At 49.0% G+C, this 22,623-nt stretch carries 22 protein-coding genes and 1 pseudogene; 12 read left to right on the top strand and 11 right to left on the bottom strand.

Features of this window, described 5'->3' with window-relative positions; genetic code table 11:
* Positions 1 to 44: 44 nt before the first annotated feature.
* A complete protein-coding gene (locus DTO96_RS02050) occupies positions 45 to 653 on the bottom strand; it encodes a 3'-5' exonuclease family protein (RefSeq protein ID WP_114561974.1) in 609 nt (202 codons plus the stop codon).
* Between the two features lie 326 nt (positions 654 to 979).
* Between DTO96_RS02050 and maiA the strand changes: the two genes are divergently transcribed.
* A complete protein-coding gene (maiA, locus tag DTO96_RS02045) occupies positions 980 to 1,627 on the top strand; it encodes a maleylacetoacetate isomerase (RefSeq protein ID WP_114561973.1) in 648 nt (215 codons plus the stop codon).
* Between the two features lie 55 nt (positions 1,628 to 1,682).
* Positions 1,683 to 1,985 (top strand): 4a-hydroxytetrahydrobiopterin dehydratase, encoded by a 303-nt coding sequence (locus DTO96_RS02040; RefSeq protein WP_114561972.1) that lies wholly within the window; start codon positions 1,683 to 1,685, stop codon positions 1,983 to 1,985.
* A 148-nt stretch (positions 1,986 to 2,133) separates the two neighbouring features.
* Here DTO96_RS02040 and DTO96_RS02035 read toward each other — a convergent pair whose 3' ends face one another.
* The 7 genes and pseudogenes from DTO96_RS02035 to ygiD form a co-directional block, all read right to left on the bottom strand.
* Complete coding sequence (locus DTO96_RS02035) at positions 2,134 to 3,027, bottom strand: ParB/RepB/Spo0J family partition protein (protein WP_114561971.1); 894 nt, start codon at positions 3,025 to 3,027, stop codon at positions 2,134 to 2,136.
* Between the two features lie 15 nt (positions 3,028 to 3,042).
* Positions 3,043 to 3,807, bottom strand: coding sequence for a ParA family protein (locus DTO96_RS02030; RefSeq protein WP_114561970.1), 765 nt, complete (start codon positions 3,805 to 3,807; stop codon positions 3,043 to 3,045).
* A gap of 3 nt (positions 3,808 to 3,810) precedes the next feature.
* Positions 3,811 to 4,521: a 16S rRNA (guanine(527)-N(7))-methyltransferase RsmG gene (gene rsmG, locus DTO96_RS02025; RefSeq protein WP_114561969.1), complete on the bottom strand. Its 711-nt coding sequence runs from the start codon at positions 4,519 to 4,521 to the stop codon at positions 3,811 to 3,813.
* Between the two features lie 38 nt (positions 4,522 to 4,559).
* A pseudogene (gene mnmG, locus DTO96_RS02020) lies at positions 4,560 to 6,452 on the bottom strand (tRNA uridine-5-carboxymethylaminomethyl(34) synthesis enzyme MnmG); the annotation flags it as partial.
* 257 nt (positions 6,453 to 6,709) lie between these two features.
* Positions 6,710 to 7,495 carry a TSUP family transporter gene (locus DTO96_RS02010; protein ID WP_114561966.1) on the bottom strand — a complete coding sequence of 262 codons (786 nt, stop codon included), beginning with the start codon at positions 7,493 to 7,495 and terminating at the stop codon, positions 6,710 to 6,712.
* 15 nt (positions 7,496 to 7,510) lie between these two features.
* Complete coding sequence (locus DTO96_RS02005) at positions 7,511 to 8,536, bottom strand: asparaginase (protein WP_114561965.1); 1,026 nt, start codon at positions 8,534 to 8,536, stop codon at positions 7,511 to 7,513.
* A gap of 165 nt (positions 8,537 to 8,701) precedes the next feature.
* On the bottom strand, positions 8,702 to 9,529 hold the full coding sequence (gene ygiD / locus DTO96_RS02000; RefSeq protein WP_157964298.1) for a 4,5-DOPA-extradiol-dioxygenase: 828 nt from the start codon (positions 9,527 to 9,529) through the stop codon (positions 8,702 to 8,704).
* Between the two features lie 310 nt (positions 9,530 to 9,839).
* Between ygiD and DTO96_RS01995 the strand changes: the two genes are divergently transcribed.
* From DTO96_RS01995 to DTO96_RS01965, 7 genes are all read left to right on the top strand, one after another.
* Complete coding sequence (locus DTO96_RS01995) at positions 9,840 to 10,391, top strand: c-type cytochrome (protein WP_114561963.1); 552 nt, start codon at positions 9,840 to 9,842, stop codon at positions 10,389 to 10,391.
* A gap of 448 nt (positions 10,392 to 10,839) precedes the next feature.
* Positions 10,840 to 11,433 (top strand): MarR family winged helix-turn-helix transcriptional regulator, encoded by a 594-nt coding sequence (locus DTO96_RS01990; RefSeq protein WP_157964297.1) that lies wholly within the window; start codon positions 10,840 to 10,842, stop codon positions 11,431 to 11,433.
* Positions 11,434 to 11,500: 67 nt separating this feature from the next.
* Complete coding sequence (locus DTO96_RS01985) at positions 11,501 to 12,955, top strand: efflux transporter outer membrane subunit (protein ID WP_157964296.1); 1,455 nt, start codon at positions 11,501 to 11,503, stop codon at positions 12,953 to 12,955.
* 90 nt (positions 12,956 to 13,045) lie between these two features.
* Positions 13,046 to 14,260 (top strand): HlyD family secretion protein, encoded by a 1,215-nt coding sequence (locus DTO96_RS01980; protein WP_114561960.1) that lies wholly within the window; start codon positions 13,046 to 13,048, stop codon positions 14,258 to 14,260.
* A gap of 84 nt (positions 14,261 to 14,344) precedes the next feature.
* The gene (locus DTO96_RS01975) at positions 14,345 to 15,937 is read left to right on the top strand and encodes a DHA2 family efflux MFS transporter permease subunit (protein ID WP_225972533.1); all 1,593 of its coding nucleotides are present in this window, start codon (positions 14,345 to 14,347) and stop codon (positions 15,935 to 15,937) included.
* A 211-nt stretch (positions 15,938 to 16,148) separates the two neighbouring features.
* A complete protein-coding gene (locus tag DTO96_RS01970; RefSeq protein ID WP_114561959.1) occupies positions 16,149 to 16,400 on the top strand; it encodes a hypothetical protein in 252 nt (83 codons plus the stop codon).
* A gap of 114 nt (positions 16,401 to 16,514) precedes the next feature.
* Positions 16,515 to 16,841 carry a YciI family protein gene (locus DTO96_RS01965; RefSeq protein ID WP_114561958.1) on the top strand — a complete coding sequence of 109 codons (327 nt, stop codon included), beginning with the start codon at positions 16,515 to 16,517 and terminating at the stop codon, positions 16,839 to 16,841.
* A gap of 94 nt (positions 16,842 to 16,935) precedes the next feature.
* Here DTO96_RS01965 and htpX read toward each other — a convergent pair whose 3' ends face one another.
* The 3 genes from htpX to def form a co-directional block, all read right to left on the bottom strand.
* Positions 16,936 to 17,802 carry a zinc metalloprotease HtpX gene (gene htpX / locus DTO96_RS01960; protein ID WP_114561957.1) on the bottom strand — a complete coding sequence of 289 codons (867 nt, stop codon included), beginning with the start codon at positions 17,800 to 17,802 and terminating at the stop codon, positions 16,936 to 16,938.
* Between the two features lie 85 nt (positions 17,803 to 17,887).
* Complete coding sequence (gene fmt, locus DTO96_RS01955; RefSeq protein WP_114561956.1) at positions 17,888 to 18,850, bottom strand: methionyl-tRNA formyltransferase; 963 nt, start codon at positions 18,848 to 18,850, stop codon at positions 17,888 to 17,890.
* A 50-nt stretch (positions 18,851 to 18,900) separates the two neighbouring features.
* Positions 18,901 to 19,404, bottom strand: a complete 504-nt coding sequence (gene def / locus DTO96_RS01950) for a peptide deformylase (protein ID WP_114561955.1) — start codon at positions 19,402 to 19,404, stop codon at positions 18,901 to 18,903.
* Positions 19,405 to 19,469: 65 nt separating this feature from the next.
* Here def and DTO96_RS01945 point away from each other — a divergent pair, with 65 nt between their 5' ends.
* From DTO96_RS01945 to DTO96_RS01935, 3 genes are all read left to right on the top strand, one after another.
* Complete coding sequence (locus tag DTO96_RS01945; RefSeq protein WP_157964295.1) at positions 19,470 to 20,366, top strand: hypothetical protein; 897 nt, start codon at positions 19,470 to 19,472, stop codon at positions 20,364 to 20,366.
* Positions 20,363 to 21,553, top strand: coding sequence for a DNA-processing protein DprA (gene dprA, locus DTO96_RS01940; RefSeq protein ID WP_225972532.1), 1,191 nt, complete (start codon positions 20,363 to 20,365; stop codon positions 21,551 to 21,553). Before DTO96_RS01945 ends, dprA begins: the two co-directional genes overlap by 4 nt.
* A 111-nt stretch (positions 21,554 to 21,664) precedes the next feature.
* Positions 21,665 to 22,552 (top strand): ion channel, encoded by an 888-nt coding sequence (locus DTO96_RS01935; protein WP_192879006.1) that lies wholly within the window; start codon positions 21,665 to 21,667, stop codon positions 22,550 to 22,552.
* Positions 22,553 to 22,623 lie beyond the last annotated feature (71 nt).

The following is a 22,623-nucleotide window of genomic DNA, read 5'->3' as shown; positions in this document are numbered from 1 at the left end:
AGGCGTTGATGGGCTGGTGCGAGGGCCGATGATGTTTAATGTGTTCAGCGCATGGGCAGCTGCATGTCTTCGGATGCGCTGTGCAGTGTTCGCCATGCGTTCAACATTTGACAAAAAATATGACCTTGTTCCAATGCGTCATCCAAGGCAATGTGGGTGTGTGGCAGTTCTTCGGGCAACCATGTTTTGGGCAAGCGGGGTTTGATGGCTTGTTTATAATCCAGCCCTGTGAGGGCCATGGCCAATGTTTTCATGTCCAATGCCGACCATGAAAATGGTGATTCACCCGTGAACCTCATCAAATACCAAAAGATAAAAGTAAAATCAAAGCCCGCTGGGTAGCCAACAAACACAGGACTGCTGGTATTTTTACATACGGTTCGAATCCATTTCACATAATTTTTCATGGCGTGTTCGGGTGCAATGGTGTCGCTGCGGCATGCAGCCCATGCTTCAGGTTCGGTTGCCCAAAACTTCATTGTAAATGCATGGCCGCTGGCGCCTTCAAGTGTGTCAAGGTTGACGCTGAACGTGTCAACGAGATGTCCTTCTGCGGTGTACGCAGCACTGGCGAAAGACAGCATGGAGTGTGGGCCTGGTATGGGGCCGTCGGTTTCAATGTCGGTGACGAAGTAAATTTCTGATTTTGCCATGGGTGTTGAGAGTGCGGTTTATGGTTTATGTTTACGGGCGATGTGTGTGGCTCGCGGGGCTTCATTCTAATGCATTGACCTGAATTCCAAGTCCTCATTGGTTCGTTTACTTGATTTATATTTCTTCACCTTTACCCACTTAAGTTGTTAAAAATCATCAAGAAGAAGATTAATTTATAAATTTTTATGGGTTTTTTATGAGAAAAGTAAATATTTGTACAGGGCTGTTTTTGAAAAAACCAAATAAATTCATGATGTTAGCTGTTTTTTGGGTGTAAAATAAATGAGGATAATTAAAAAATAACCAAAAATGGTGAGGTGCTGACATGAGACAGCTTTATGATTATTTTAGATCGTCTGCAGCCTATCGCGTACGCATTGTATTGCAATTGAAAGGCTTGTCATACGAGTCCATCAATGTGTCTTTGTTGGACAATGTGCACCAATCGACACGTTATACCCGATACAATGCCCAAGGTTTGGTGCCCACTTTGGTTGAAGACGACGGGGTGATGTTGACACAATCATTGGCCATTTGTGAGTACCTTGATGAAACTTATCCTTTGCCATCTATTTTGCCGTGGGATGCGGTGGGTCGTGCGCGTGTACGTGCTTTGGCGCAAACCATTGCATGCGACATTCACCCACTGAACAACCTGCGCGTATTGCGTTATTTGGAGCAAAACCTTGGCTTAAGCGCAGCCAAAAAAATCACGTGGTATCACCATTGGGTGATTGCTGGATTTGATGCTTTGGAGCTGCAATTGCAGCAGACCCGTGGCGAATATTGCTACGGTGATGCAGTGACGTTGGCTGATGTTTGTCTTGTACCGCAGGTTTATAATGCACTTCGGTTTCACTGTGACATGACCAGTTATCCGACGATCATGGAAATATCCAACAATTGTTTGAACCAATATGCTTTTTTAAATGCCTCACCAGAGCATAATTTTAACTTACGGGAGGGATTGTAAATCCCGTTCCAATGGTTTGTGGATCAGGTGTGACATTTACCAAGAGAAGGAGTGGATGATGGTTGATGTGAGCGATGAGCTGAAAAACTCAGTTGAGTGCTTGAGTGGTTGGGATCATGACGTGTTGTTTTCGATGATCCATAAAACATTTGTTTTTAAAAATTTTAACCAAGCATTTGGATTCATGACGCGTGTTGCATTGTATGCCGAGCAGGTGAATCATCATCCAGATTGGCGCAATGCATGGAACACTGTGCATGTGATTTTAACCACGGTCGATGTGGGTGGATTGACGATCAAGGATGTGGCGATGGCTGAGTTTATGGATGGCGTGCATTCACAGATTCAAGCGTTTTAATTCGGGCTTTTAAAGCAATTTATTTTTTAAGCCTAGATATGTTTGTGTGTACTTACTTTCTTATTGTGGTTTGTTTTATCGGAAGTTGAGTCTGTTTTTTACGACGTTTTTCGTCATTACTTGACAGGCTCATCCAAAAAACCTTGTTTTATTGTGCGGGCTGAAATTTTGACATGATGCCTTCGAGGACATCCAAATTGCCAAACTCAATCACCATTTTGCCTTGATTTTTTTTGCCCATTTTGAGTGATACGGCTGCACCCAGCGCATCGGACAGCTGTTGTTCAAGGCGGATGATGTCGCCTGAAACGATGCGCATCTTGTCCTTGGGTGAGTTTTCCTCGCCTTTTAAAATGGCTTGTACGCGTTTTTCAGTGTCGCGCACAGACAGGCGACGGGCATTGATTTCTTGAGCCAGCATGACTTGTTGAGCGGAGTCTAAACTCAGTAAAGCGCGCGCATGCCCCATGTCAATGTCACCTGCTAGCAACATCGTTTGCACCGCAGGTGCTAGGTTCAGCAGGCGCAGTAAGTTGGACACTGCACTGCGCGATCGGCCGATGGCTGAGGCACAGCTGTCGTGGGTGTAGTGAAATTCACTGATGAGGCGTTGTAGGCCTTGTGCTTCTTCGAGGGGGTTCAAGTCTTCTCGTTGAATGTTTTCAATCAATGACAATGACAGGGCTGTCTTGTCATCAACCTCAATAATCAGTACGGGGACTTCACTCAAGCCCGCGATCCCTGCCGCGCGATAACGGCGTTCGCCAGCGATGATTTCATAACGCTCGGGCCCAATCGGACGCACCGTGATGGGTTGCATCAAGCCATTGGTGGCGATGCTGGAGGCGAGCTCTGCGAGCGCGGTTTCATCCATGTGGGTGCGTGGCTGGTATTTGCCTGCTTGGATGACATCGCGCGCCAGCATTTGCAGCTTTCCTGCGGGGTTGTCTTCGACATCGTGCGCGTGCTGGTTCATGTTGTCCGATAAGCCGAGAAGTGATTCCAGCCCGCGACCCAAGCCTTTTTTCTGTTTGGTGGCCATGCGTTACCCTTTTTCTTAAAAGTTTCTAGACAGCAGCTCTTGCGCGAACGCCAGGTAGGCTTTTGCGCCTCGCGATGATGGGTCATAGACGACCCCTGGCAGGCCATAACTGGGGGCTTCTGCGAGTCGTACGTTGCGTGGAATGACGCTGTTGAATACCTTGTCGCCAAAATGTGCTTTGAGTTGCTCGGCCACTTGCTGTTGCAATGTGATGCGCATGTCAAACATCACGCGCAATATGCTGATGATTTCCAGTTCTGGGTTCAAATGGGCGTGCAGGCTGCGAATGGTGTTGACCAAATCCGTCAAGCCTTCCAGTGCGAAGTATTCGCATTGCATGGGAATGATGACGCCTTGCGCGCTGCACAGGCCGTTGAGCGTGAGCATGGACAACGATGGCGGGCAATCGATCAAAATGTAGTCATAGCTGTCCTGTATTTCTTTCAATGCATCTTTTAAACGGTATTCGCGTCGTTCCAGATCAACCATTTCAATCTCTGCGCCTGCGAGGTCACGGTTGGCGGCGAGCAAAGAATAGCCGACTTCGGGCGGTTGGATGATGGCGGCTTTGATGGGTTTCAGCCCGAGGAGGACATGGTAAACCGTTGATGGCAGGCTGTGCTTATCGACGCCGCTGCCCATCGTGGCATTGCCTTGTGGATCGAGGTCAACGAGCAATACGCGTTGACCCAATTTGGCCAATGCGGCTGCGAGGTTGATGGTGGTGGTGGTTTTACCCACACCACCCTTTTGGTTGGCGATGCAAAAAAATTTGGTCATGTCTTACCCTTGGTTTTGAAATGAGGTGCGTTTGAGTTGGATGAGGTGGCGTTGAGCATCAAGTTGTGGGACGTGCAGCTCAACCGATGTGGTCTGCCATTTTCCTGAGAATGCGGCATTCAGTTCGTCCATCTCCTCGATGGGAAAGACGCCTTTCATGGCGGCGAAAAAGCCGTGATCAGCCAATACATTCTCTGACCATGTGACGAAATCAATCACACTGGCAAAGGCGCGGCTGGTGACGACATCGTAGCGTTGAGCGGTGGGTAAATCCTCCACTTTGCCTGTAATGACAGATAGGTTTGTGAGCGCTAACTGTCCTTTTATCTGCTGTAAAAAGGCTGTCTTTTTGTGAACGGGATCAATCAAAGTGATGTTCCACTCTGGGTGCATGATGGCCAGAACCACGCCCGGTAGACCGCCACCCGTGCCCACGTCGAGTATACTTGGATTGTTTAGATCTGGGTTTGAGGCGTGTAACCACTGTTCTAAAATGGGTAGAATGACCAGTGAGTCCAATAGGTGGTGGCTGATCATTTTATCGGTGTCGCGAATGGCGGACAGGTTGTAGACATGGTTCCATTTGGCCATCAAACCCAGATAAGCAATCAGTTGTTCACCTTGTATTTCTGAAATGCGGATGGAGGTCTCGGCCAAACCTGCATTGAGTTTGGTGTGCGCGGCCTTTGGGTTAAAAACAGTCAGTCGACTCATACGCCCTGCTCCATTTTTTTTGCGGTGGCCTGATTGGTGCGTTTGATGTGAACCAGAAGCAGGGAAATGGCTGCGGGTGTGATGCCGGACATGCGTGCTGCCTGACCCACAGTTTCAGGGGCTGCTTTAGCGAGTTTTTGTTTAACCTCGATTGACAAGCCTTTGACGTCCATGTAATCCAAATCCATCGGTATGCGTGTGGTTTCATGGTTCGCATGCTTGTTGATTTCTTCTTTTTGCCGTTCAATATAGCCCGCATATTTGATGCTGATTTCCACTTGCTCCGCAAAAATGGCATTGTCTACGGGGTCGTCACTCAGTGCTTCGGTTGGTGCAAAGCGGCCTTCATCGGCTTTAACCAGTTGATCGTAGGTGACTTCGGGGCGGCGAAGCAAGTCGGATAGGTTGTATTCACGCTCAATGGCTTTGCCGAGCAGTGCCGTTGCTGATTCGCTTGAGAAAATGGTTGGATTGACCCATGTTGATTTCAAGCGTTCTTGCTCGCGGGAAACGGCTTCTATTTTTTTCTCAAAATAAGCCCATTGTGCATCACCCACCAAGCCCAGCTCACGACCAATGGGGGTGAGTCGAGCATCTGCATTGTCTTCGCGTAAGCTGAGTCGGTACTCGGCACGGCTGGTGAACATGCGGTAAGGTTCGGACACCCCTTTTGTGATCAGATCGTCGACCAAAACGCCAAGATAGGCGTCGTGGCGCGTTGGGCGCCATTCATCTTTGTTGTGCGCGCGGCGGCTGGCGTTTACCCCTGCCAGTAAACCTTGGGCGGCGGCTTCTTCGTAACCTGTGGTGCCATTGATTTGCCCTGCAAAATAAAGATTTTCAATGGCCTTGGTTTCAAAAGTGGCTTTCAATCCGCGTGGATCGAAGTAATCGTATTCGATGGCATAACCTGGGCGCAATATGTGTGCATTTTCGAGCCCAACCATAGAGCGAACCAGGTCGATTTGCACATCAAAAGGCAGGCTGGTGGAAATACCGTTGGGGTAAAACTCGTGTGTTGTTAAGCCTTCAGGCTCAAGAAAGATTTGATGCTGGTCTTTATCGGCAAAGCGATGGATCTTGTCCTCGATGGATGGACAATAACGAGGGCCGATTCCTTCAATGACGCCCGTGTACATTGGCGAACGCGACAACCCGTTGCGGATGATGTCGTGTGTTCGTGCATTGGTGTGCGTGATCCAGCATGGCACTTGGCGAGGGTGTTGTTCGGCGCGCCCCATAAATGAAAATACAGGGACAGGATCGAGATCGCCTGGTTGTTCGGTGATACGGCTGTAGTCAATGGTGCGTCCATCAATGCGGGGCGGCGTTCCTGTTTTCAGTCGACCTTGCCCCAGATTCAGCTCTTTCAGTCGGTCAGACAGCCGCAATGAGGCGGGATCACCCGCTCGCCCGCCAATGGTGTTGTTCAGGCCAACATGAATTTTCCCACCTAAAAATGTGCCTGCCGTCAGTACAACACATGTTGAATTAAACTGAATGCCCATTTCAGTGACAACACCGGTCACTTTGTCTGCTTCAACAATCAAATCATCCACGGCTTGTTGAAACAAATCCAAATTCACTTGGTTTTCTAAGGTGTATCTTACCGCTTGTTTGTACAGCAAACGATCCGCTTGGGCGCGCGTTGCCCGTACAGCAGGGCCTTTGCTGGAGTTAAGGATGCGAAACTGTATGCCACTTAAATCGGCCGCTTTTGCCATGACACCACCAAGGGCATCAACCTCTTTGACCAAATGACCTTTGCCGATGCCACCAATGGATGGATTGCAACTCATTTGCCCGAGTGTTTCGATATTGTGTGTAAGTAATAAAGTCTGGCTGCCTGAACGGGCTGCCGCCAGTGCCGCTTCTGTTCCTGCGTGGCCACCGCCAATGACGATGACGTCATAATGTTTAGAGTAAATCATAATCTCATTCAAAACGCCTGTTGCGTCGTTGTTTTTTGATCGAAGGATCGTGTGTCCCAAGGGGGTAGATTGATGCGCGTAAATGGTGAAGGTTTGACTTCGTTCATCAATTTTACCGAATGTTTAAATTATACACGCTCTATTCAGTGTCTATTCATTGACTTGATTGTTTCACGTGAAACAATTGCATGTTTGTTGTGTTTTGATGTTTCACGTGAAACATACGTCACAAAACAAAAGCCCCTTTCGGGGCTTTTTTAAGCTAAAAACAGTTTGACGGTGTCGAAAGTGAATTTTATGATTGTTGCTGATAAAATAAATATAAATACTTTTCGGATGAACGGTGCACCATATTTTCCTACGGCATGTGTGCCGCACAGTGCACCCGCAATGTTGCTGAGCCCCATTAAAATGCCCGTGCCCCACAGCACATTGTGCTGTAAGCCAAATAAACCCAAAGCCCCCACATTGGCAGCCAGATTTAAAACTTTTGAGTGTGCCGTTGCTTTTAAAAAATCATGACCGAATAATTTGACGAATGCAAAAGCAAGAATTGATCCTGTTCCGGGCCCAAAAAAACCATCGTATAAGCCTATACCTACCCCTAGGGCTAAGCCGCGTGTTTTTTCCTGCTTTTCTGAAAGTTTTAAATCAACTGGATGTTGCCCTAGGTTTTTTTTAAGCAGCGTATAGATCACCATTATCAACAGCAACACCAGCATAATCGGGCGCAGGTATTGAACGGGGAGCAGAGCTACCGCACTTGCACCCGCAACAGAGAAAAATAATGTGGCGAGAATTGCGCCGTACAGCATGCGCCAGTTCAATTGAATCCGTTTGCTGTATTGATGGGTGGCGATGGCTGTTCCACAAATGCTGGATAGTTTGTTTGTTCCTAGCAGCATTGCAGGTGTTTGTTGGGGCAAAATGCTGAATAAACCAGGGACTTGTATGAGCCCGCCCCCACCAACGGCTGAGTCAATCAGGCCAGCTGAAAAGGCCAGAGGTAAAAGCAACATGAGTTCTGGGGTGATGTAATCCATAAGGTTTCTCTTTGTTTATACTGTGGAAAATCCATGCTGAATGGTCTCTAAGTGGCTTTCTGAGGTGTTTTTTTTGTTATTTAATAGCAATTGAGCATATAAACGGGCTTTGTGTGCGGGTAAGTCTGCTGAAAAAGCTGCCCCTAGTGCTTTTAACGTTTGCCCTCCTCCGATGTAGCCATAAACTGGGGCGCACTCTCCCAATGGTGATCGAGATGAAATGATGATGGCCGTTCCTTTTGATATGGCTTGCTTGATGCCTTCGTACAATGCAAGATTGACGCTGCTTGCACCAACGGCTTGGATGACCACGGCTTGTGCCCCTGCTTCAATGCTTGCATTCAGGAGTGCAGCATCGGCTCCTGCATACATTTGCACGACATCGACCCGAGGAAACTCAAATGTTTCACGTGGAACATCAATGGTTTTTGTTAAGCGAATGGCGGAGTGCTTGTATTGAACGGGGGCATGTGATGTTGCGTGAGAAATTTGACCAAGTGCGGCGTATTGTGGTGAGCAAAAAGTGTGTAGGCTGCTGGTGTCCATTTTCTTCACGTAACGTGCGCTGTGAATCTCATCGTTCATGACAACCATGACCCCTCGCCCCTTTGAGTTGGCATCTGCTGCCACTTGAGTTGCTGCAAGCAGGTTGGCCATGCCGTCGGCCGAGGCTTGGTCATTGCTGCGCATTGCGCCGGTGAGGATGACTGGGTTGTTCTTAAGTTGTGCCTCACTGAGGGAGGCGTCAAGAAAAAATGCAGTCTCTTCCATGGTGTCTGTGCCGTGAACGACGACAATCCCCTCAATTTCATTTTTTGAGAAAATTGAGACGATTTCTTTTCTCAAAGACTGCATTAACTCAGGGGTCATTTGTGCCGATGGCTGGTTTGAAAATTGCTGGGTGCTGATTTCCCCAACATGTTGCAGTGCTGGAATGGATTTGAGCAGCTCATCGCCTGTGACGGCTGGGATAAGTAAGCCTTGATCATTGGTTTGCATGGCAATTGTGCCGCCAGTGAATATAATGTGTATTTTTTTCATAATATGGACGATTGTGTGGTGGTTTGTGTTTGTATTTCGCTATTGTAGCTGAGAGGCTGCATGGTGTGTTTGAATGTCACAATGCAAAAAAAGAGCGGGGAAATCCGCTCTTGAGGTGCTTTTTGTTGCATGCAAAGAAAAGTTTGGGGCAAAAAAGTTTTTTATTTAAGCTGGTTGACTGAATATGACGCTGCGCATACTCAAAGAGCTTTCTACGTCGGTGTTGAACTGCAAAGTGTCATCTTTGTCTTCTCGCAGCCCTAAAGTGTACAGCAAAGGGTAATAGTGCTCTGCGCTGTTGATTGAGAGCTGTGCCGCTGAGCCGAATTGGTCAAAATTAATCAAAGCTTCATCATCACGCGACTCAATTTTTTCTTTTGAAATGTCATCAAATTTCAATGCCCAATCGTATTGACTGCCGTCAAAACGAATCGTGCGCAAGTTGTGTACGATGTTGCCGCTGCTGACGATCAAGACCCCTTTGCGACGCAAAAACCGGAGGGCCCGACCAAGTTGATAGTGGTACATCGGCTCTCTGCTCATGGCGATGGACAATTGAAAAACAGGCACATCGGCTTCAGGGAACATGGGTTTGATCACACACCATGTCCCATGATCCAAGCCATAGGCATTGTTCAGTTCAAGATGAAAAGGGGTTGACATCAATTCATCTGCAGCTGCATGGGCAATTTCAGGGGCGCCTTTGGCGGGGTAATCCATTTGATACATTTCAGCAGGGAAATTGTAAAAATCATAAATTGTTTTGGGCGTTTCCGTGCTTGCAATCTGGGTTTGTTCGCGGGTTGTCCAGTGTGCAGAAACACACAAAATGGCTTGAGGTTTACCCAATGACGCACCCAAATCTCGCCAGCTGTCATGGTATGGATTGTTGGGTAATACATTCATTGGCGTGCCATGTCCGATGAACATCACCGGCATAACTGGGCTGTTGGCCAAGCCACTGAGTTGTTTAAATAAGTGATTGATGGTCATGCTGTTCTCTTGGAGGTTGAAGGTCGTTGCCATGTGTTCTTAAAATAACGAACATACATGACTTGTGAGTGGAATGGAGTCAATATAGCACTGGTTTTTTATGTGAACAAGGCGGGTTTTAAAAATGACTTTTTCGATTTTGGAGGGTGAGCTTTGATTTCATTGATAGGTGGCATCTGGAATTGTGAGCGAAGTGTGTCAAATTGCAATTGAATGTCGCTTAACCATTTATTTATTATGGTTTTACGATTACAATATCACTATTCATTGATTAGCTCGGCGTTCACGCCACAAGCCACAGGAACTTAAAATGACACAATCAACACCGTCCAATCACACCATTCATGACGAGACAGAACAACTGGATTCAAAAAGCGCATTGGGCATTGCAGGCGTGGCCATGGGTTTAGCTGCAGCACCTTTGGTGTTGTTGTATTTGCTGGCACAAGCCATTAACCCATCAACCAGCACAACGGGCGAAAACATGACATCCGCCGCGATTGCAGAACGTTTGCGTCCTGTCGCTGGTTTTGAGCTGGTCCCCGCCGTTAAAGGCCCTCAAACGGGTCAACAGGTCTTTGAAGGGCTGTGCACCAGTTGCCATACCGCTGGCACCAATGGCGCACCCAAGGTGGGCTCTGGGGATTGGGCTCCTCGGATTGGCAAAGGGTATGAGACTTTGTTTCAACATGCCACACAAGGTTTTAATCAAATGCCTGCTCGTGGCGGCAATCCCAAGTTGTCAGATCTAGAAATTGGCCGCGCGATCGTCTACATGACGGGTAAGTCGGGTGGTAATTTCCCTGAGCCAGTTGATCCTGCAGCGGGCGATGCCAAGACTGCTGAAGCTGTTAAAAAATAAATGAGGTGGGTGCTGATTCAGCCCAAACAGATCGTACTGTCAAAAAAACACTTATTACTTTTGTTATGTGGTTTTTTCAACAACAAGCCAATTGAGTAAGTAATTTCCGCATAAAGCACTTGCTTTTTCTATAGTGATGATTTACATTATGGCTAGGCGCAAGTCTCCCCCGCTTTTCCTCCCTAAGCGGGGTGGTCAGAAATGACGTTAAGCCCCAAGTTTCAATACTTGGGGTTTTTTTTATGTATCCATTGCTTTCAATGTGCACATCCCAGTTAAGATTAGTTAAGATCCGCCTTGGTTTTTGGGCGGATTTTTTGTTGTTTTTTTGCTATTTTGCATGAAATGACGATGTTGCTACACAAACGAGATTGACGAGTTTAAAATTAGTCAGTTAAACTGATCATTATTAAAAATGATTAAAAATCATTTCACTTCGAGTACCGTAATGAACACCAAAACCGATTCACATGAATGCCCTTTTTTGAGTATTCCAAACGACATGAAGCCGATCATCGCCTTGATTCATCGAGCAGAACATGATTGTCATGTGTTGTTTAATGCGCGTTTGGAGCGCATTGATTTGACCTCGAAAAGCTTTTTAATTTTAGGGGCTTCTTATAACAACACCTCGTTTTCTCAAAAAGACATTGCCGAGGCTTTCTTCATTGACCGAACGACCATGGTCAATTTGATCGATGAGCTGGAGTCCCGTGGCTTGGTTGAGCGCGTTCGTCACACCGAGGATCGCCGACAATATCGCATCATCTTGACCCAAAAGGGTGAGCTGTTGTTTAAACAAGCGCGAGAGATTGCCTATCAAGTTGAAGATGAATACTTGGGGGTGCTGTCTGACAAGCAGAAAGAAGATTTGCGAGGTTCGTTGTTGTTGGTGCTCAATGATCAAAACGAGAAAAAGAACGCACCCAAGTGTGGTGATGCGCAGGAATGTTGGACGGGAGTGAAAACCAAAGTTAAAGACATCAAAGCAAAAGTAAAGAAAGCAGTCGTAGCAAGTGTCGGTTTAAAGACACCAAAATAAAAAAATAGGCGTGGTGGTCGGTTGAGGCGTCATGGCGGGCTTTGCCCATAATTTAATTGAGTTAGATATGAAAAAAACATCCGTACGGTTGATGACGCGCGTCAGTCAGGGCGCGTTTATGGTGGCATTGGCGGCTTTGGGGGCGGGTTGTGCCTCCGTCACTGGGCATCATGAGCCTTTGGCTCAGGTGGCGTTATCTGATGTGAGGTTGCCCGAGGCGAGTGCGCAGGCGCGTGCCAATTGGCCAAAAAATGGTTGGTGGCGCCAATACCGTGATGAACAGTTGAATGCCCTGATTGAACAAGCTTTTGCAGATTCACCCAATTTAGAGGTGCTTGCAAGCCGTGTTGAAAGTGCTAAAGTCACAGCCGATGGTGTGAAAAAACTATCCTATCCTTCGGGCGGTATTCGTTTGGCACCAACGGAACAAACGTATTCAGAAAACTACATTTATCCCGCCTCATTGTGGGATGGCTGGAAAGATTCAGGCTTGGTTAGTGCCGCCATTTCTTGGGATTTGGATTTGTGGGGGCGTCATCGCATGCAATACCGTGCGGCCTTGGGGCAGGCCGCAGCGGCTGAATTGGAATATGAGGCGGCTCGTCAAGCCATTGCAGCAAACATTGTGGGGCTGCATGGACAGTTGAGCGCTTTGGATGTGCGTTTGGGTTTGTTGGATGCACAAATTAAATTGCAAAATACCAATAAACAGCGTTGGACAGAGCGCGAACGTGCTGGCTTACAGCCTGTGCAAACCAGCATTCAAGTGGATGGTGTGATCGCCCAATTGGAACAACTGCGTGGCACCTTCATGGCTCAACGTGACATTTCGACGGCACAACTGGCTGCTTTGATGGGTAAAACCCCTGCGCAAATGCCACGCATCAGCGCGCCGAGCCGTTGGACTGCATTGAATTTGCCCAATGAATTGCCCGCCAATATTTTGGGAGCGCGACCTGACATCGCTGCGGCTCAGCATTACATTGTTGCCGCGACGGAGAATGTTAAAGCGGTGCGCACAGAGTTTTATCCAAACATCAATTTGAATGTGTCGGCCGGCTTTCAAGCGATTGGCTTGGATAAACTATTTAAAGCAGGCAGCAGCTTTCAAACCGTTGAACCCGCCATCACCTTGCCTATTTTCAGTGGCGCGGGCTTGAATGCCAAATTGCGCAGCCAGCAAGCTGCTTTGGATTCAGCTGTGGCGCAGTACAATCAAACCGTCTACCAAGCGGTGGCCGACGCGGGTCAACAATTGGCCAATTACCGCAACAGCTCTGTGCAAATCACGCAGCAGCAGCGTTTGTTGGCGAATACCGAGCGCTTGGCGGGTTTGGTGCAATCGCGCTATACACAAGGCATTTCTGCACAAATGGACAGTTTAATCAGCCAAGTGAATTTGCTCAGTGCAAAAGATGCCCTGGTGGCGGATTATGCTGTCCGTCGTGCACAGGAAGCAAAACTTGCGGTCAGCCTTGGCACTGGGTTTGATGGTGTGTGGCAACAGCAAAGTAATAAATAAATTAATTATTAATCAAACCCACATGCTGTCATCACATCAACCATGCACCCATTGGGTTAAAAAGTCAAAACAAAGTCTATAAGGAAAATCATGTCTACTGAACACAACAATGCCCCTGCAGAAGTTAAACCAGCTGTCGCAACAGCGGCCGCTCAGCCCGACAACACAAGCAACGAGAAAAAGCGCAAAGGTAAAATGTTGCTGGTTGGCGGTGCTTTCCTGTTGGCTGGCTTGGGTTGGGCGGCCTACTACATGACCACTTTGCGTTATGAAGAGGAAACCGACAATGCGTATGTGAATGGCAGCATTGTGGCCATCAACGCGCAAACAGCAGGTACGGTTGAAGCGATTTTGGCTGAAGAGAATCAAGAAGTGAAAGCGGGTCAACCGTTGGTCAAACTCAACCCCGTGGATGCACAAGTGGCCTTGTCGCAAGCGCGTGCACAATTGGCACAGGCTGTCCGTCAAATCCAACAAAGCTTCAGTGGCGCCAACGTATCGGATGCACAATTTTTCCAAGCCCGCGTGGCCGTGAAAACCGCACAAGATGCGGTGGCACGCCGTGCACCATTGGTCAAAACAGGTGCGGTCAGCAAAGAGGAGTTTTCACAAGCGCAAGACACCCTCGCCCGTGCACAAGCGGCATTGGGTGTGGCACAAGCGCAACGCAACAGCGCGGTGGCTCAAATTGCAGGTACGAATGTGAGTAATCACCCCTCTGTTGAGGCCGCAAAAGCAGCGTTTCGTTCGGCTTACATCAACAACAAACGTTTGGCCGTGGTTGCCCCCATGGATGGCATTGTCGCCAAACGTTTTGTCCAAGTGGGTCAGCACATCACCCAAGGCGTGCCGTTGATGAACATTGTTGCCGCCAATCAAGTGTGGGTCGATGCCAACTTTAAAGAAACCCAATTGGCCAATTTGCGCGTCGGCCAACCTGTTGAGCTCAAAGCCGATATGTACGGCAGCAGCGTGAAATATGAAGGCAAAGTCCAAGGCATTGCGATTGGTACAGGTTCGGCTTTCTCTGTGATCCCTGCGCAAAATGCCACGGGCAACTGGATCAAAATTGTTCAACGCGTCCCTGTGCGCATTGTCTTGAATGAAGACCAGCTGAAAAAATCACCTTTGCGCGTGGGCATGTCGATGACCGCTCAAGTCAATACCCACAGCCGTGATGGCGTGGTGTTGGGCTCTGTGACGGGCAGTGAAGTGCCTGTCAACTTGCAAACCACGGTGTACACGCAAGATGAATCTGACGCAGATGCTGAAGCGCAAAAAATCGTTCAAAGCAATTTGCATTAAACTTTTTTGCACCCCTATTCGCTTCATCCTTAAATGTCCGAAAAGCAGAGGTTTGCTTTTCGGAGTCGCCATAGAAAGACCTTTATGACCTCTGCGCAAACCGCAGGCACATTGGACGCGCCCAATAACGCGTCCATCGCCGCAGAGCCTGTGACATTACCACCGCTGCAAGGCACAGCACTCGCCATGCTCACGGTGGCCACTGCGCTCGCCACATTCATGGAGGTGCTGGACACCACCATCGCCAACGTGGCCGTACCCACCATTTCAGGTTCAATGGGTGTGTCGGCCAATGAAGGCACATCCATCATCAGTTCATATTCGCTGGCCGCAGCAATCGCGGTGCCTCTCACTGGTTGGCTGTCGCGCCGGGTGGGTGAAGTGCGTTTACTGATCTTATCGGTGTTGTTGTTCACCTTGTTTTCAGTGTTGTGTGGCTTTGCCACCAATTACAACATGTTGGTGTTTTTCCGTTTGATGCAGGGTTTGGTATCGGGGCCGATGGTGCCGCTTGGACAATCCATCATGATGAACAGTTACCCGCCGCATAAGCGCGGCATGGCAATGGCCTTTTGGGCGATGACGGTGGTGATTGCCCCTGTGGTGGGCCCGGTCATGGGGGGCTACATCACGGAAAACTTTACATGGCCTTGGATTTTTTACATCAATGTGCCGATCGGTGTCTTTTGTGCTTATAGCATCAGTACTTTGCTTAAGGGGCGTGATACCGCGATTTCATCGGATCCGATTGATGTGATTGGCTTGGTGTTTTTGGTCTTAGGCGTGGGCTCTTTGCAATACATGCTTGAGCACGCAAATGACTTGGGTTGGTTTCAATCGAAAGAAGTCGTGACATTGACGGTGATGGCGGTGGTTGGTTTGACCTTTTTGGCGATTTGGGAGTGGTATGACAAACACCCCGTGGTGGATTTAAGGTTGATCAAAAACCGAAATTTTACTGTGGGTACCATTTTACAAACGGTTGGCTTTACCGTCTTTTTTGGTAACATGGTGGTCATGCCGTTGTGGTTGCAAACGGTGTTGGGCTATGATTCTTTTCATTCTGGTTTGGCGGTGGCACCTGTGGCGATGTTTTCGATTTTCTTCTCGCCCGTGATTGGCATGAACATGCACAAGGTGGATTTGCGTTGGTTGGTCTTGACAGGGTTTGGCTTGTTTGCTTTTGGGGCGTGGTACAGCAGTCTGCTGAGTCCTCAATCCACAATTGGTGAAATCATGTGGGGGCGTTTCTTGTTCGGTTTGGGCATTCCTTTCTTTTTCATTCCGTTGTCTGGCATCGTCATGCAAGGGATGGAGGGCGAGGAGCTCACGGCAGCAGCAGGGTTTTCCAACTTTTTGCGCACGTTGGGTGGCGCGATCGGTACGGCGGTGTTTGTGACCGTGTGGTCACGGCGCACCACCTTTCACCATGCACGTTTGACTGAGGACATGTACCCAGGCAAACCAATGTATGATCAGTTCATGGGGCAGTTGGCCAACTCGGGCATGACCGCTGAGGCGCGTTACAACACCCTCAACGGCATGATCTCTGGACAGGCCGCAAGTATGGCGACTTTGGATATTTTGTACTTGTCTGCTGGTTTGTTTGTGGTGATGATGTTTTGTGTGTTTTTTGCCAAGCCTGTGAAAGGGGCTGTTGCCTCGGGCGGACATTGATCTATACTTTTAGATGTGCAGGGGGGGTTTAATAGCATCAGGAAGCTTTCCATAACATCAAATGATGGGGCATGGTTTTTTAGGCTTTTCTTGTGTTTAAGTAAAGCATTGAATAATGGGCGTTTATTCCGCTTTCCTTTGTAAACTTTTTAAGCTATCTACTATAAAATGCACGGTGAATCCCGTGCATTTTTTTATTGAGAAAGATTTTATGAAACCCGCTTACGTCATCCGTTTTGAGAAACTGCTTGCCAAAGGTCGATTAAGCTACGTGTTGGGCACTGCCCTTCTTGTGGCCGCTTTGATTGCCTTCATTCAATACGTGGCAGGACAAGTGCTGACGTGGGAAGGCATTGCATTGTATGCCTTTGTGGGTGCCGTGATCGCACAAGTGGATTGGTTGGTCTTGGCTCGCCGTTACAATCATTTTACCAATCCGCCTGACATCAACCGTAAAAAATAGAGGCCGATGCGATGAGGGTGTGGGAATTGAAGCATAATGGAAACGTTAAAATGAGCTGTCGCAGGCATTTTTTCAAACAACATCCCAACGATTTCTTCACATAGGAGCATCAACATGGCCAAATACGTTTTTGTTTACCACGGCGGCAACGTTCAGCCGAGCAGTCCAGAGGAAGGCATGGCGATCATGCAAGCATGGATCCAATGGTTTGCCAGCATGGGCGATGCGGTGATTGATGGTGGAAACCCTGTCGGTTTGTCATCTACTGTAAACAGTGATGGTTCGCTCAGTGCGGGCGGTGGCAGTAACCCTGCAAGTGGTTACAGTTTAATTGAAGCCACGAGCTTGGCGGATGCGCATCAAAAAGCCAAAGGCAGCCCGCATTTAAAAGCAGGTGGCACCATTGAAATCGCTGAGGCGATGGAGATGAGCAAGTCTTAATAAAAATATTGATTTAAATCCAATAAAAATGCGCGGACAGTATCCGCGCATTTATGTGGGCTTTTTTTTGCATTGATGGCAAAGCTTGAGCGGTTTAGGCGGGGTATTGGCCTGTTCGCGCCATTTCTTGCAAGCGTGCGATGCGCTCTTCGGTTGCCGGGTGAGTGGAGAACATTTTGGAGATGCCGCCGCCAAACAATGGGTTGATGATCATCATTTGTGCTGTGGCGGGGTGACTTTCTGCGGCTGCAAATGGGATGCCCGCTGCATACTTGTGGATTTTATCCAAAGCGGAAGCCAAAGCCAAAGGTTCGCCTGCAATTTCTGCGCCGCCACGGTCTGCTTCAAATTCGCGTGCACGTGAAATCGCCATTTGAATCAAGCTTGCGGCCAGTGGGGCAAGAAACATCATGGCCATGGTGGCGAAAATGTTTGAGCCACCCTCTTCGTCATCGCTGTTGCGCCCGCCGAAAAACATGGCCATGTTCGCTAAAGACGAAATGGCACCCGCCATGGTGGCCGCAATGGTGGAGGTCAAAATATCACGGTGTTTGACGTGGGCCAACTCATGCGCCATGACACCACGTAACTCACGAGGCGATAAGGCGCGCAAAATGCCTGTGGTGGCAGCCACTGCGGCGTGCGATGGGCTGCGGCCTGTGGCGAACGCGTTGGGCGCATCTTCGTTGATGAGGTAGACTTTGGGCATTGGAATGTCGGCGCGTACCGACAACTCTTTGACCATATTGTAAAACTCAGGCGCTGTTTGCGCATCGACTTCCTGCGCGTTGTACATCTTCAGAACCATTTTGTCTGAAAACCAGTACGAAAAAAAGTTCATTGCCAATGACATGACAACGGCGAAAATCATACCGGTTTGACCGCCAATCATTTGTCCAATCACAACAAACAGGGCGGTGATCGCCGCCATCAGCATGAAGGTTTTGGTCATGTTCCACATGGTGTGTTTCCTCTTAAGTGAAAAAATGGTTGCGTGACATTAATGTGTTGCACTGTTTTTGGTTGACGACAGAGCAACAAGGTTATCACAAAAGCGGTACACCCGCAGACAATGCAAAGCCGTCGATAAACTGTGCGACGGGCAAACGCTTTGCCCCCGCCTTTTGTGCTTGGGTGATGCGCAGTACGCCTTGACCACAGGCGATGTCAATGCCGTGTTTATCAACCCCCAACACGGTGCCTGCTGCGTGCGAGTGCACATTGTTGTGCACGACTTGCGCGGCCCAAATTTTGAATGACGTGTTGTCATCGACTTTGGCCACACAACCTGGGGCGGGGTCAAATGCACGGATCTTACGTTCTAATGTGGTGGCGCTGTCATGCCAATTCAAGTGCGATTCGGCTTTGTCGATTTTACTGGCATAACTCACGCCCTCGCTCGGTTGAACTGTGCCTGTCGGTGCTGTGCCGCTTTGCAAGGCTTTTAAATAATCAACCACCATGCGGGCACCCATTGCCGCCAATTCATCGTGCAACACCGCTGTGGTGTGTTGTGGGGTGATGGGCAACGACTCGATCGCCAGCATGTCGCCAGTGTCCAGCCCCACATCCATCTGCATCAAGGTGATTCCTGTCGCCGCATCACCCGCCTCAATTGCACGGTGAATCGGTGCCGCACCACGCCAACGGGGTAGCAAAGAGGCATGAATGTTGATGCAACCATGCGCTGGGGTTTCAAGCACGTCAGTGGGTAAAATCAAACCATAGGCCGCGACCACCATCACGTCGGCGTTGGCCGTTTTTAGCGCCTCACGCGCAGCCTCAGCTTCGAGTGGGTATTTGCCATCCAGTTTGAGCGACGTGGGCTGAGCGACCGTGATGTGGTGTGCCAAAGCCACTTGTTTGACGGGGCTGGGCGTGAGCTTCATGCCTCGCCCACTGGGGCGGTCGGGTTGGGTCAGCACCAATGGCACATTGAAGCCTGCATCAAGAATGGCTTGTAACGCCTGAGCGGCGAAAACAGGCGTACCTGCGAAAACGATGTTCATGGGGGTTCCAAAAAAGTAAAACCCTACGCATGCGTAGGGCGATTGTTTAATCAGTTGTCGCGTTCCTGCTTTTTGATCTTCGCTTTTAAACGGTTTTGCTTCAGTTTGGATAAATGTTGCACAAACACCTTACCGTTCAAGTGATCGATTTCATGTTGCAAACACACTGCAAGCAGCTCGTCGCAGTCGATTTCAAAAACATTGCCATTTAAATCCAAGGCGCGAACACGCACGCGGTCAGGGCGGGTCACAATGTCGTAAACTTCAGGTACAGACAGACAGCCCTCTTCCCATTCTTTCTTCTCAAGGCTTTGTGCGATGATTTCGGGGTTGATGAAGATTTGCAGCTGATCACGCGTTTCGCTGGTGTCCACCACCACAATGCGTTCATGTATGTCCACTTGTGTGGCTGCAAGGCCAACGCCGTTGGCTTCGTACATGGTTTCGCTCATGTTCGCGGCGATTTGGCGAACGCGCTCATCAACGGCGGTCACCGGTTTTGCAATGGTGTGCAGGCGTGGGTCGGGGAATTTTAAAATTGACAAAATCGTCATAATTTTTTACTCGGGTTATGCATTTGGACTATCATGCCATATCAAATCACAGCCAGACAGCAGACATGAGCACACGTTATATTCGATATTTTACCACAGCCCTGCGCATCAGCGCGGCCACCTTTCTGTTGAGTCATGCAGCTGCATGGGCACAAGCGGCATATCTGTCTCCACCAGGGGCGTGTGCGCCGTACGGCTTAAACGCATTGCCAAGCCCGCATGATGCAGGTGAGTTGCCATGGTGGTTTTTGTCGAATGAGCAGGGTGACTCGAAAATTGATTTTTTCTCTGCGACTTTACCCATTTTGGCTGCGGATCAGCATGTGCTGTGGGGTGTTGATTCGCGAATTTTGACGCAAATGAAGCCCTCTTCGGCCACATCGCTGATTGGTCCTGAGGCTGCTTTTTATATTGTGCGAGAGCACGTCATTAAGCCTAATCCCTATAGGGGCGCGGTCGGTCGACGCATTGAAGTGATCGGTGCGGCTCGGGTGAGCGGTGCTCAAACCACCGTGTTGAACGGTGTTTCCACTGTGCCTTTGGTGATTCGCACCACGCGCGATGAGGTGAACTTGAGCGATCGGTTGTTGCCTTTGGACTGTATGGTGGTTGGCTCGGTTCCAGCCTCACCCTCTTCTGTGCCTTTAGATCCAACAAAGGCTGCGAAAATTAAGGTGCTTCTGAACAATGCGTATGTAGGTGAACGCAATGCCATCGCCTTGATCGATCAAGGTCAAGACCACGGTCTGGCTGTTGGTCAGGTCTGGCAATTGGTGGATGAGGTGTCCAATCAACCCGCCAGTGCGAAAGCATTTGGTCGCGTACGTGTGTTACAGGTGCTTGAGCATTCGAGTGTGGTGTATGTTGATCGTGCGGTGCATGAGGTTGAGGTGGGTACTGCTTTGCGTTTTTGGTCGGCGGAGGAAACGCTGAAGGGGGTTGTGAAGGCGGTGCAGCCATGATGAAAATAGCGGAAGATGATTTGGCCGATTGGTTGCGACTTTTATTGGTGGATGGCTTGGGCAGCATGACAGCACAGAAGTTATTGCGTGCTTTTGGTTTGCCTTACAACATTCTCAAACAAAGCCATGGCACTTTGGCAAGCATCACTTCGGATCGCATCGCCACCGATTTGCGCGCACCGCCGGGCGACGCTTTTCAAAAGCAAATGGATCTGGCTTTGGCATGGTTGAATTCGCCAGAGAACCATGTGTTGACGCTTGATTCACCTTATTACCCTCAGTTTTTATTGAGCACGGCCGACCCTCCTCCCTTGTTGTATGCGAAAGGACGCATTGACCTGCTCAATGGGGCGGCAAATTTGGCGATTGTTGGCAGCCGCAATGCCACGGCGCAAGGCATCAGCAATGCGGAACAGTTTGCACACGAGTTGGCTGCGGGTGGTATGAACATCGTTTCAGGGCTGGCTTTGGGCATTGATGCGGCGGCGCACCGAGGCGCTTTGGCGGCTTTGGCGAAAAATCAGGTCTGTGGTTCGACCATTGCCGTCATTGGCACGGGATGTGACATTGTGTATCCTGCGCGTAACCGTGAGTTGGCGCATCAGATCGCTCAAGAGGGTGTGATTGTCAGTGAATTTCATTTGGGTACGCCGGCCATGACCGCCAATTTTCCGCGTCGAAATCGAATCATTTCGGGTTTGGCACAAGGTGTTTTGGTGGTTGAGGCCGCTCTTAAGTCGGGTTCTTTGATCACCGCGCGACAGGCTGCTGAACAAAATCGTGAGGTGTTTGCAATTCCCGGCTCCATCCACTCACCGTTGGCTCGTGGCTGCCATTCGCTCATTCGACAAGGGGCGAAGCTGGTTGAGTCGGCGAAAGATATTTTAGAAGAAATAAAACCTTTGTTGAGTGTGAGTGCGCACTCTCTATGTTCGGCTGAGTCATCCTCAGCCACCTCATGTACCTCTGTTGAGTCTGCTTCTGTTGAGGTGTCCGATGCTGCTGGAACGAGCGATGTGCAGCAGCGCATTTTGACTGCATTGGGTTTTGATCCTTGTGATTTGGACACGCTTGCTGCACGCACGACTTTACCGATTGCCGTGTTGTCCGCTGAGTTGATGATGCTGGAGTTGGATGGTCGAGTGGAGAAACGACCTGGAAATGTGTTCAGCCAACGGGTGCATTAATTTTTAAGAACACCTTGTATTTGAAGGCGACCTTGTGCAAAATATTTGGTTGACATGACATCTGAATATTGGCTTTTTTGTCTTTCTCAATCATTTTTCTTGTATCCCACAATGCCCTTTAATGCCCAATCAAAAGTAAAAACCACCAAAAAAGCCACCTTTGGCGGACGACACATCATTGTTCATGGCAACCCAACCCACATTTGGCATGACCTTTATCACAGCTGTTTGTCGATGACATGGCTGGGGTTTTTCAGCGGAGTGGCTTTGGCGTTTGTGATGTTGAATGTGTTGTTTGCATTGCTGTACATGATTGAGCCTGAGGGCATTGCCAACCTGTTTCCCGACAATATTTTAGGCGCATTTTTCTTCAGCGTGGAAACCTTGGCGACCGTTGGGTACGGTGACATGCATCCAATCAGCGTGTTCACTCACTTTGTGGCGACCGCTGAAATGTTCATTGGGTTGTCAGGTTCGGCCATTTTGACGGGTTTGATTTTTGCTCGTTTTTCTAAACCCCGCGCCCGCATTTTGTTTGCCAATTCACCCGTGATGACGGTGGTCAATGGTCAGCCGACGCTGATGATTCGCACTGCCAATGCCCGTCAAAATTTCATCGTTGATGCTACGGCGAAGCTGTCTATGTTGCGGGTGGAAAAAACATTGGAGGGGGCGCGTTTTCGGCGGGTGATCGATTTGAAATTGGTGCGCACAAGTCAGCCGATGTTTTTTATGGGGTGGACCATCATGCATGTGGTGGATGAGTCCAGCCCTTTATTTGGTTTAACGGCGGTGGATTTTAAGGCCAAAGACATGAGTTTTGTGTTGATTGTCAAAGGCACCGATGAGTCCACCACTCAGCAAATGCAGGCACGTCAAGTCTATGAACACACCGATGTGAAATGGCAGCACCGCTATGTGGATGCGATTTATGTTGATGCCGATGGCGTCTCGCACATTGATTACACGTTGTTTCATGACACTGAAGCCTTGGGTTGAGCGGTGCGGGTTTTATTTTTTGAGCGAGATGCTTGATTTTAAAGTAAAATACCGTTCATGAAAGCGGCGCT

This window comes from Ephemeroptericola cinctiostellae (assembly GCF_003339525.1).
Classification (GTDB): Bacteria; Pseudomonadota; Gammaproteobacteria; order Burkholderiales; family Burkholderiaceae; genus Hydromonas; species Hydromonas cinctiostellae.
The sequence above is the reverse complement of the archived record's forward strand: the minus strand, read 5'-3'. Positions and strand labels throughout refer to the sequence as shown.